The organism is uncultured Proteiniphilum sp., from assembly GCF_937873925.1.
Classification (GTDB): domain Bacteria; phylum Bacteroidota; class Bacteroidia; order Bacteroidales; family Dysgonomonadaceae; genus Proteiniphilum.
In genome coordinates, this window is record NZ_CALNAT010000148.1 from 25,106 (window position 1) to 34,423 (window position 9,318).

A 9,318-nucleotide genomic window follows, 5' to 3' on the forward strand; every position below is an offset into this window, starting at 1 on the left:
TCCCCTGTCGGGGGTACTATTGGATATATTGTAAAACTTATTTGTAATATGATCGCTAGCCGGAAAAAAGTGGATTCCGCCGGTCTTTTTCCGAGACGATGATATCTTCAGGAGGCAATTGCCAGTCGATACCCAGTTGCGGATCGTTCCAAAGGATCGCTCCTTCATGGTCCGGTGCATAATAATTATCACACTTATAGAAGAAAACGGCCTCTTCATCCAGCACTGCATATCCATGGGCGAACCCCCGGGGAACAAAAAGCTGGCGTTTATTCTCTCCGGAGAGCTCCGTCGATACATGGCGCCCGTAAGTAGGAGAATTTTTCCTCATATCCACCGCTACATCCAGCACTCTACCTTTCACCACACGTACCAGTTTGGCCTGTTCATATGGCGGCCTCTGAAAATGCAACCCCCGCACTACGCCGTATCTCGACCGGCTCTCGTTGTCCTGCACGAAAACGGTTTCAGACACTTTTTCTTCAAACTTTTGCTGCGAAAACGACTCAAAAAAGTAGCCGCGCTCATCGCCAAATACTTTCGGCTCAATGATCACGACCCCCTCTATTTCAGTTTCTATAATATTCATACGCACACTTTAGTAAATTAGTACCAATTGGCACCTTACCCCCTTACCACACATGGGGCACATTGAGAATTACCCGAGCAATCCGAGCAAATATTGCCCGTAGGGGTTGTTCTTCATCGACATGCCGATCTCTCTCAGTTGTTCGTCGGTGATCCATCCATTCCGCCAGGAGATTTCCTCGAGGCAGGAGATCTTTAACCCCTGCCGCTTCTCCAGCACCTCAATAAAAGTAGATGCTTCCGAGAGGGAGTCGTGGGTGCCGGTATCGAGCCAGGCAAATCCCCGGCCGAAGAGGAGCATTTGCAACAGCCTTTCGTTCAGGAAAGCCTGATTGACGGAGGTGATCTCCAATTCTCCCCGTGCCGATGGTTTGACCTGCTTCGCGATCTCTACCACCCGGTTAGGATAAAAATAAAGCCCTGTAACCGCCCAATTCGATTTGGGTTCGGAGGGCTTTTCCTCGATACTTAACACCTTTCCATCCGGGTCTAACTCAGCCACGCCATAACGCTGCGGATTAGTCACATTATAACCGAATACGGTAGCTATCGCCTCTCTTTGGGCATCCTCTACCGCTTTACGCAACATGGCGGGGAATCCCTGCCCGTAGAAAATATTATCACCCAGCACCAGACATACGGCCTCATTCCCTATAAACTCCTCACCAATAATAAAAGCCTGTGCCAGTCCGTCGGGAGAGGGTTGTTCGGCATAACTGAAACGCACGCCATAGTCGGATCCGTCCCCGAGCAGCCGCTGAAACCCCGGCAGATCGAGCGGGGTTGAAATTATGAGGATATCCTTGATCCCCGCCAGCATCAGTGCGGAAATAGGATAATAGACCATCGGTTTGTCAAAAATAGGAAGCAGTTGCTTCGATATTCCTTTCGTAATGGGGTATAACCTTGTGCCGGATCCTCCGGCTAAAACGATTCCCTTCATGATTAATCCGGTTTTTCTACAAAGATATAAAAATTTAAACAAATTTTTATTTGCAGCACCTAACAATTGAATGTTTGCGATAAACTAAAAGCGAACAAGCAGGTTTATCCTCTGCGAGCAACTATTTCATCAGATCCGGCCTCAGCCTCCGGGTGCGTTCTACCGCCTGTTCATGGCGCCATTCCTCTATTTTTCGTTCATGTCCCGACAACAACACATCGGGTACTTTCCAGCCTTTGTATTCAGCGGGACGGGTATAGACCGGCGGAGCCAGCAATCCGTCCTGGAACGAATCGGACAGAGCGGACTGTTCATCGCCGATAGCTCCGGGAATGACGCGCACCACGGCATCGGCAATCATGGCGGCAACAAGTTCCCCACCCGTAAGCACAAAATCACCGATGGAGATCTCGCGGGTGATAAGGTGTTCCCTCACCCGGTAGTCAACCCCTTTGTAGTGACCGCAAAGAATAATGATGTTCTCCTTCAGGGAAAGTTCGTTGGCAGTAGACTGGGTGAATTGCTCCCCATCGGGGGTAGTGAAGATCACCTCATCATAGTTCCGTTGTGACTTTAAATAACTGATAGCCCTGTCGACAGGCTCTATCTGCATGACCATACCGGCCTCTCCGCCGAACGGATAATCATCCACCCGCTTGTGTTTATCAAGCGTATGATCACGCAGATTATGCAGTCCGAATTCCACCAATCCTTTTTCCTGAGCCCGCTTCAGAATACTGGTATGAAGGGCCCCTTCAATTATTCCGGGCAGGACGGTAATAATATCGATTCTCATACATTTTTGAGATTGTATTGTGAGAGATAATCAATCGGAACGGGAAAAAATAATGCGGAACAAAGCCTATTGGCCTCCTCCCGTAGTACTTCCCCCCTCCTGGGAACCGCTTTGCCCCTGCATCACATCCTCGTTGGTAATAGTCCGCTGCACTCTTTTCATCGAGGTTTTTAGATCCCCGAACCGGTAAGTAATGCTCAGGCGTAGATTACGCATGGGATTCAGGGAGGTACTCTTCTGAGTGAACCCTGTACCGGTGGTCGTAGAGGAAAATTCCCTGTATTTGGAAAAAGCGTCCTGTATGTTGAGAGAAAGATCCAATTTTTTATTCAGGAGGCTCTTCATCACACTAAAAGAGTAGAAATAGAAAGGCGACTGCTTGGTTTGCAACTGAACGCGACTCATAAATAACCCCCCGTTGGTTCCCAGCCTGAGGTCTCCGGGAAAGGTAAAGGTGAAGCCCCCGAACGCGCGCCCCGAGAAACCGCTGTTCCGCAACTCACTGTTCTCGGTACTCTGTATATCGGTATAGTTCAGGCCGCCGTTGAGGTAGGTGCGGATCTTGTCGGTAGGGGTCCAGCTCACATACATGTCGGTCCCCACCGTATGGTTACGGCCGATATTGTCGTAGGTATTATGGGTTACTCCATCCCTGATGAAACTATAACTTGTTACCGCATTCTTTGCAAAGGAATAGCTGATTGTGGCATTAAAATTGAGCTTCTGGGAGAAAGAGCCATAGTTGATATTGAAATTATGTTGCTGCTCCGCATCGAGCCGGGGGTTACCATAACTGATATTGTTCGGATCCAGATCGTTTATATAAGGATTCAGATACCAGATCCCCGGACGGGAAATACGCATATTATACCCGCCGCGCAACGTACGGGTCATTCCCAGTTGGTAAGAGATTGTTGCCGAAGGAACAATATCAAAAAAACTGGTATTGACAATCGTATCCTGATCACTGTTCATGAAATGAATCTCCTGTTGAGTATGTTCGGCACGCAATCCGACCTTCATACCGATCTTCCCTGTTTTATACCCGTAACCGGCATATCCCGACGAGATATTCTGCAGATGGTCAAGGTCATTCTTCCTGGACGGATCGGGGATCCATGCATTTTCCCCGACATCAAAAAAAGTATGATCCCCTCTACTGGAATTGTCTCTGAAAATATATTTCAATCCCGTCTCAATACTATGTTTTCCGTTAAGCGGATTTACATAGTCGACCTGACCGGTATGTTCGCTGCCGCCGGCATTATTCACACTTTTTTGCCGGTATCCGTCGGAATAATAAAATTCTCCTATAACATTTTCATATTCACTATCATACTCACTGTCGTTCGGATTATGTTCGTAGCGGTAAGAGGCGGTAAGCATTTCGCCTTTCCTTTTAAAGCTACGCTGATAATCAGTCGACAGGTTCATTCCGCCGTATTCCCCGGTACTGTTGCTCCGGGTATTGTAGGAATAAGGGCGGGCGCCTTCCGAAAGGGCATCCTGGACAGACAGGGAATTATATTCTCCTCCGAACCGGGATACCGACAGGTTGAATAAATTCAGCGTATCGGGCTCAAAGCTGAGTGCACCGCTAAGGTACAACCCACCTCCGTTACTCTTGTTCGTTCCATCGAGCGACAACGTATTCAGCGGATCGGTCTCTTCGCGGGAGAAAGCAGATTCGGACTCCGGACGTTTAAAACGGTAATAACCTGCATTTCCGGTAAACCCGAATTTTCCATACTTGGTGGCCAGATAGGCATTTCCCCCATAGCCGCCAAAAGTATCGCCATTAGCGCCCACAGAACCGGAATAGCCATCGTCGGCCTGTTTATCCGTCACAATGTTAATAATACCCCCCACCCCTTCTGCATCATACTTGGCACCGGGATCAGTGATCACCTCTATATTCTTTACACTGTTGGCCGGCATACTTTTCAGCACCTGCGACGGATTGGAGGTAATCATATTGGAGGGTTTTCCGTTCAGGTAGATCTTAAAATTGGCAGAGCCTTTCAGTTGAATCTCATCTTCCCCGTCGACTGTAACAAGCGGCACCTTGCGCAGCAGGTCAAGCACGTTGGAAGTGGATGCTTCCGGATCATCTTTGGCGTTGTAAGTCAGTTTATCGATCTCTACCTTCACCAAAGGCGCCTGCGCGGTCACACTGATTTCCTCCAGCTCGGTGGAACTTTCTGCCATCTCAATTTCCCCCATATCAAACGGATTTTGCGATGAGATCAGTTCTACCGTTTTTTCCACCTGATCCATTCCCACAAAATGAAAGGTAAAGATATACTTTCCGGGGTCGAGTGTAGTAGAAAAAGTGCCGTTCTCCTGTGTTGCCAGTTTTTTTACTATATTGGCGGGAGCGGCTTCACGGGCTACCGAAATAGTAGCGTAAGGCAATCCGGCCTGATCGGATGCCGATATCAGTTTTCCTCTCACTGTAACGGACTGAGCCCATAATGTGGTTGAGAACAAAAAGCTCAATAATAAAAAAAATGTTTGTCTCATTTGATGTTTCAGGTGGCTTTTATTTAATTTTACATTGAAACGCTAAAAGTACGCATTTAATAGCAAGGGCATTGAATAAAACTCCGATTGTTACGAATATTTAGTAATAGATATTTCGTTTAGATTTGATTTTTGCATATTTAAACATCAGGATATAAAATTATTCTTTCCACAGTCGTAATTTTGATAGACGGAAGACAAGATCCGTCCGGGCAACCTATTTGAGTGAAGTTTCACAACCTCGCTTCTTTTCCCTACTTTTGTCAAACGTTCTCGCTAAGTCAAACTTGAAACCGACTGATTTTATTGAAAAATTACTATATGATCCCAATTATCCTTTGTATCGCAACCGGTATTCTGGCCGGGTTTCTCGTACGAAATACGGGATTTGTGAAATATACCGGTACACTCCTGACCGTGGTGATCACCCTGTTGTTTTTCTTCCTGGGTGTCTCCGTAGGCAACAACGAACAGGTGGTGCGTAATTTTGCATCTATCGGTCTGGACGCGTTTATCCTGACCGTCGGCGGAACGCTGGGCAGCCTGTTCTGTATAAAATGGATAGATGATAAGTTCTTTTAATCTTTATTCTGTGTTCTAAACCATTAATCGTATGGAATGAAACAATCCCTGGTATATCTTCTCTTCTTTATTACCGGTGTGGCGCTGGCATTGAATGGGTTGATCCCGGAACTGCTACTGGGAAGCGATATTTCCAAATGGGTGCTGTTCTTTCTTCTCTTCCTGGTGGGTATGCAGATCGGTTCCGGTAAGAACATGTTTGCCGCCCTGAAACGGTACGGATGGAAAATCACACTGATCCCTCTAGCCACTACTATCGGCACTTTCTCCGGGGTGGCGCTTGTAAGCCTGTTGTTGCCGGACAGAAGTCTGACCGACTGTTTAGGGGTAGGTGCAGGCTTTGCCTACTATTCACTCTCGAGCATTCTCATCACGGAGTTCAGGGGAGCCGGATTGGGTACCGTAGCGCTGCTGGCAAACATTATGCGTGAATTCAGTGTGCTTATTCTCGCCCCGTGGATGGTGAAACGGTTCGGGAAACTGGCGCCTATCTCTGCGGGAGGGGCCACCACCATGGATACAACCCTCCCCATCATTACAAAATTCTCAGGAACGGAATATGTAACGATCGCCCTTTTTCACGGGATGATCATCGATTTTTCCGTTCCGCTCTGGGTTTCTTTCTTCCTGAGCTTATAACAGGGAGACAGGAAGGAGTAAAATGGGATGGCGATCAGGCGGAAAAGTGTAATTTTCCGGTAAACAAAAGGGATTGTTCATTCGTTCAATTACATCAGGCGTTTTCAAGTTTTATCGCTTAACGAAACGCTCTTAAAGTTGTCTTCAAAATTTTTACGATATGCGCGCGCTGATCAACGCTTTTATCATACACCTCACCTTGAATATTTTGGTTTTCCTGAAAGGGTGGCATGCCTTTGAAGGGAAAAAAGGAGCACGTATCGTGATGACGGTCATTTTCGGAGGGGAACTGCTGGTCTATTCCGCCGGTTTTATTTTTCACCGTCATATTCCGGAAGCAGTTATCCAGTTTATCTGGGTGATGGGTACCAGTTGGATGCTATTCCTTTTATATAGCGGAGGATTGTGGCTGCTAATCGATCTCATCTATGTCGCACGGAAAAAACTGACCCGCAGGCCATGGCGTATCAAAGCCCGCCGATTCAAGATCATCTCATTTATCATCCCGATAGTGATTGTAGCAGGTATCATGGGCCATGGAAGGTTCCGGTTCATGCATCCGGTAGTGCAACAGCTGCCCGTGATAGTCAATAAACCGGGCGGAACGATAGATTCGGTACGCATTGCAATGATTGGCGACCTGCATCTGGGATACATGATCGACAGGAAGCACACAAAACGGTTTGTGGACCTGATCATGGCGCAGCACCCCGACCTGATCCTTTTCGTGGGAGATATTCTCGACACGCATATTGAACCGATACTGCAACAAGGGATGGATGAAGAACTGTCACGATTGTACGCTCCTTTGGGGGTGTTCTCCTGCACCGGGAATCACGAATACCGCTATGAGGCGGAAGAAAAGATCGCGCTATTGAACAAGGCGGGGATCATCATGTTGCGTGATTCTGCTGTATTGATCGATAGCAGTTTCTATGTGGTAGGACGTGAAGACAAGATTATGCCTACACGGAAGCCGCTGCAGGCAATACTTACCGATGACTCGGTAGAGATGTCGAGACCGGTGATCGTGTTGAATCATACGCCCGACAATCTCGCTGAAGAGGCAGATGCCGGAGTGGATATCGCTCTTTACGGACATACGCATCATGGGCAGGTCTTTCCCGGAAACATAGCGACGGAACTCGTTTTCGAGGTAGCCCATGGCTACAAGAAGAAAGGGAATACTCACGTCTACGTTACCTCAGGTATCGGTCTGGTAGGGCCGCAATACCGGATCGGGACAGTCTCGGAAATGGTGATGCTGACAGTACGATTCCGGCAATAGCCTATAAGCTGTCGACCACTCTCTCCAGATGAACGGAATGGGAACCTTTCAACAGGATATAGCGATTGGAAACAGGCTCTTTTCCCAGTATCTGTATCAATTCATCCACATCATCAAACAACCGGAAAACGTCATTCTCCCCGACCCATCCGGTGAAAACGGAACCCACCAGCCACACCTTGTCGTAAGGCTGCTCCTTCAGGAATCGCACCATCTTCTCATGCTCTTCATTACTGCTCTCTCCCAACTCCTTCATCTCTCCCAGGATCACCATCTTCGGCAATGAGGAAGGGATCGAGGAGAAGAATTCCAATGAAGCTTTCATGCTGGTAGGGTTTGCATTGTAGGCGTCGATGATCAGGTCGTTTTTATCGGTGCGCTTGAACTGGGAGCGATGGTTTGTGGGTTCATATTCCTCCAGTGCGGCGCTGATCCGTTCGGCATTGATCCCGAAAAATTTGCAGACCGCTACCGCCGCAATCGCATTATCGAAATTGAACTCACCTACCAGGTTAGTTTTGACACGGTAGGCGCTGTCAAAAAAACTCCAGTCGAACTCAAGAAAAGGGGTAGCATTGGCAATCAGGCCCGAAGCGAAGAGCGACGGGTCGTTCTTACCGTATAGGATCCGGTCCATATCTTCCGACCGCTCATACAGTATCTGACTGTCTTTATTGACAAACACCTTCCCTTTATGCTCACGGATGAAGTCATATAATTCGCATTTGGTACTGACCAGATGCTCGAAGCTACCAAACCCCTCCATATGTGCTTTTCCCAAATTGGTGATAATCCCGTAGTTGGGCTCTGCGATCTGACATAATTCCCTGATATCTCCCGGATGATTGGCTCCCATCTCCACTACGCCTATTTCATGCGATTTATTCATTGACAGCAATGTGAGTGGCACACCGATATGATTGTTCAGATTTCCCTGGGTATAAGCCACCTTAAACTCTTTCGACAGGGCGACGGCGATCAGTTCTTTGGTAGTAGTTTTTCCGTTTGTCCCTGTGATACCGATAATGGGTATTTTTAATTTCTTACGGTGGTAGGTGGCCAGTTCCTGAAGGGACTTCAATACATTATCCACCCGGATGATCCTGGCGTTCTCCCTCTCAGGCGCTTCATCCACTACCGCATAGGCACATCCCGCTTCAAGCGCTTTTTCCGCGAACAGGTTTCCATTAAATCTCTCTCCTTTTAAGGCAAAGAAGATGGAATCTTTGGAACATATCCGCGAATCGGTCGTGATGGCAGGGTACTGAAGGAACAGATTGTAAAGTTCTGCAGTTTTCATATCGCTTCAGCCAAATGATCTATAAACCCAGTTTTGCAGCAATCGAAGAGGGAATTGCATCCCGGTGTATCACAATACTCAGAGTCTTGTAACGCACGAACGGATCAGAGACATACCAGAGACCTTTATAAGGACCGGTTTCACCCCATGAATTTTTCACCATATAGAATTTGTTTCCGTTCTGGTCTTCAGCTATGCCGTAGATTTGCATGCCATGATCGTCGGTAGTCTGATAGTTATCGAACGACTGTTGCCTCATCTCTTGTGTGATCTCCTTTTCGGCAAGTATTTCCGTTCCGGTGCGCGCTTTCAGGTTGGCGTCCCGCTCACGGGCAGACAGGCCGAGCCATTTGGCCTGATCGGAACCCGCATTTTCGGCGGCATTCTCGTCGGGTATAATGGCAATCCCTTCACGGGAAAAACCCGCTTCGCTCACGTCGGAGGCCCACGCAATGGTATAGCCCTTTATGAGGGCGCTCTCCATCACCTCCATCAATTCTTCAACAGGAAGGTTATAGGAATTGGCCCAGCGCCAGTTATCAGGCACCTCGATTGCAAAAGGTTTGTAGAAAGGATGGTGCGTAAAGGAAGTCAGCGAGACATAATCTTCTTGTTTGAGTCCAAGAAATTCCTTAAAGGTATGCGGAGTATACTGCTTG

The 9,318-nt window shown here is 47.7% G+C and carries 9 protein-coding genes; 3 read left to right on the forward strand and 6 right to left on the reverse strand.

The window, feature by feature from the left end:
• Window positions 1-55: 55 nt before the first annotated feature.
• The 4 genes from rfbC to Q0502_RS10025 all read right to left on the reverse strand — a co-directional run bounded on the left by rfbC (window position 56) and on the right by Q0502_RS10025 (window position 4,850).
• Window positions 56-589, reverse strand: a complete 534-nt coding sequence (gene rfbC / locus Q0502_RS10010) for a dTDP-4-dehydrorhamnose 3,5-epimerase (protein ID WP_298650198.1) — start codon at window positions 587-589, stop codon at window positions 56-58.
• Window positions 590-658: 69 nt separating this feature from the next.
• Window positions 659-1,531, reverse strand: coding sequence for a glucose-1-phosphate thymidylyltransferase RfbA (gene rfbA, locus Q0502_RS10015; protein WP_298650200.1), 873 nt, complete (start codon window positions 1,529-1,531; stop codon window positions 659-661).
• A 121-nt stretch (window positions 1,532-1,652) separates the two neighbouring features.
• Entirely contained in the window at window positions 1,653-2,327 is a 675-nt protein-coding gene (gene trmD, locus Q0502_RS10020) for a tRNA (guanosine(37)-N1)-methyltransferase TrmD (RefSeq protein WP_298650203.1), read from the reverse strand.
• A 66-nt stretch (window positions 2,328-2,393) separates the two neighbouring features.
• Window positions 2,394-4,850: an outer membrane beta-barrel protein gene (locus Q0502_RS10025; RefSeq protein WP_298650205.1), complete on the reverse strand. Its 2,457-nt coding sequence runs from the start codon at window positions 4,848-4,850 to the stop codon at window positions 2,394-2,396.
• A 321-nt stretch (window positions 4,851-5,171) separates the two neighbouring features.
• Here Q0502_RS10025 and Q0502_RS10030 point away from each other — a divergent pair, with 321 nt between their 5' ends.
• From Q0502_RS10030 to Q0502_RS10040, 3 genes are all read left to right on the forward strand, one after another.
• Window positions 5,172-5,432 carry a LysO family transporter gene (locus tag Q0502_RS10030; RefSeq protein WP_298650208.1) on the forward strand — a complete coding sequence of 87 codons (261 nt, stop codon included), beginning with the start codon at window positions 5,172-5,174 and terminating at the stop codon, window positions 5,430-5,432.
• Window positions 5,433-5,468: 36 nt separating this feature from the next.
• Window positions 5,469-6,071, forward strand: coding sequence for a lysine exporter LysO family protein (locus Q0502_RS10035; protein ID WP_298650209.1), 603 nt, complete (start codon window positions 5,469-5,471; stop codon window positions 6,069-6,071).
• Window positions 6,072-6,231: 160 nt separating this feature from the next.
• On the forward strand, window positions 6,232-7,359 hold the full coding sequence (locus Q0502_RS10040) for a metallophosphoesterase (RefSeq protein WP_298650211.1): 1,128 nt from the start codon (window positions 6,232-6,234) through the stop codon (window positions 7,357-7,359).
• A gap of 1 nt (window position 7,360) precedes the next feature.
• On the opposite strand, the gene murF is transcribed toward Q0502_RS10040, so the two are convergent.
• Both murF and Q0502_RS10050 read right to left on the reverse strand, forming a co-directional pair.
• Complete coding sequence (murF, locus tag Q0502_RS10045; protein WP_298650251.1) at window positions 7,361-8,659, reverse strand: UDP-N-acetylmuramoyl-tripeptide--D-alanyl-D-alanine ligase; 1,299 nt, start codon at window positions 8,657-8,659, stop codon at window positions 7,361-7,363.
• 19 nt (window positions 8,660-8,678) lie between these two features.
• A partial coding sequence (locus tag Q0502_RS10050; RefSeq protein ID WP_298650254.1) for a C1 family peptidase occupies window positions 8,679-9,318 on the reverse strand: 640 nt, incomplete at its 5' end.